2 protein-coding genes are annotated in these 1,594 nt (G+C 30.7%); both read right to left on the bottom strand.

Features of this window, described 5'->3' with window-relative positions:
• Positions 1–359: 359 nt before the first annotated feature.
• On the bottom strand, positions 360–1,133 hold the full coding sequence (locus tag T541_RS0116395; protein WP_026653665.1) for an ABC-2 family transporter protein: 774 nt from the start codon (positions 1,131–1,133) through the stop codon (positions 360–362).
• Positions 1,133–1,594 (bottom strand): ABC-2 family transporter protein (locus T541_RS20090; RefSeq protein WP_034467727.1); only part of this gene is annotated, 462 nt, incomplete at its 5' end. The genes T541_RS0116395 and T541_RS20090, both read right to left, overlap by 1 nt.

The raw sequence follows: 1,594 nt of genomic DNA, 5'->3' as shown, positions 1-1,594 counted from the left end.
CTCTATCGCTTTCTTCATTACTAAGATAGTCATAACCTTTATCGGAAACAATCTTAAAGCCGCATTTCTCATGTGTTTTCAATGATGCTGTATTTCTTTTGCTCACGCAGTCACATACTCGAATCGCATTCCTTATCTTAAAATACTGATAGAAAGGGGATTCTAGCACCGCTATTTGCTTAGGGAACACCTGAGGGGTCACCTAAATCATTTTCATGTCATACAGAAGTTGGGACTTGAATTGTAACGTCACCATAAAAATACTGAAAGAAAGGGGACTCTAGCACCACACTATTACTGGGGACCCCTTAGGGAACCCCTGACAATAATTATTGAGATTTGTAAAATCATCCACATATTTAATTTGCAGACGCATATTTCGCCAAACCTCTTTTCCAAACCATCCCAACTATAATAGATAATACAACCAAAAAAATAATAAACCAAACTAATTCCACTACGCTAATATTTCCTTTAAGTATTTCGACGGGTCCATTAATCGCTGTAAAAAAAGGAAGAACCCATGTTAAAAAAAATATTATGCTATTGGGATATATAACCTTTGGTCGCGTAGACGCATCAATTAAAGATTCTGGAACTCCCATCAATTTATTAGTTTTTTCTTTCCAAAACGAAAACATAACCATTAACTGATTTACCAAGAATACAAACATCATAGCAAATGGAATAAAAATTACATATTCAATTATATTTATGCGATAGTAATTTGACTTCGAAATAATCACCATCTGAATAATAATTGCTATGACTAAATTAACCGCACTTGGAATATCTAACCTATATAATGCATAATACCAAAAGGACTTTACCGGACGAACAAAAACATAATCCAAATTTCCTTCTATAATATCATCCGATAAATTTTCATGTGCAGAAACAAACAACACTTGATACATACTTAAAATTATATTTGATGTACATATCAAAGAAAAATAATCATTTCGTGTCCAGCCAAGTATTGTATCCGAATACTCATAGTAGATAATTCCAGTTATCATTTCTATGGAAAAAAACATAATTCCAAACAATGCTACAAAAATTGAGGTACTTCTATAGACCAAGCATTCTTGAATACTTTGCGAAATAAAAACTTTATATAATCTCTTATTCATCAATTGCCCATTCCTTCATATTTTTTTAGTCCTTTAGATAGCAAAATATTATAGATATAATATAAAAATACTATCCATATTAATGTGATTAAACAGTAATATAAAATAAAAGTATTTTCCACCTGGCAAGTTAATACTTTTGTCAAAACATGTCCAACAATAGCAAATGGTGTAACTGATAAAACCATATAATATGGTTTTGGTAACAAATCAAGTGGAAAATACAAACCTCCCATAAGTAGATAAATAGCAGTTAATATTGATCTTAACGGCCACATTTGTATAATCCAAAAACCTATTGTTGAGATTACTGAAACACACATGAAAAACATTAAAAAGGCTAATAGCAAAAAAATTAATGCAAAAAACACATACAAGATATCTGCTCCTTGAGCATTAATCATAAAAAATGCCAAAATCAAATATACTGTAACCTCTAAAATTTTACTTCCCATATATCT

This window comes from Butyrivibrio proteoclasticus P6B7, from assembly GCF_000622085.1.
Classification (GTDB): Bacteria; Bacillota; Clostridia; order Lachnospirales; family Lachnospiraceae; genus Butyrivibrio; species Butyrivibrio proteoclasticus_A.
Note: the sequence above shows the minus strand (reverse complement) of the source record. Positions and strands in the feature narration are given on the sequence as shown.

Excerpts from the sequence above, each read along its gene's own strand:
- T541_RS0116395 (WP_026653665.1), bottom strand. The coding sequence starts at position 1,133 with ATGAATAAGAGATTATATAAAGTTTTTATTTCGCAAAGTATTCAAGAA.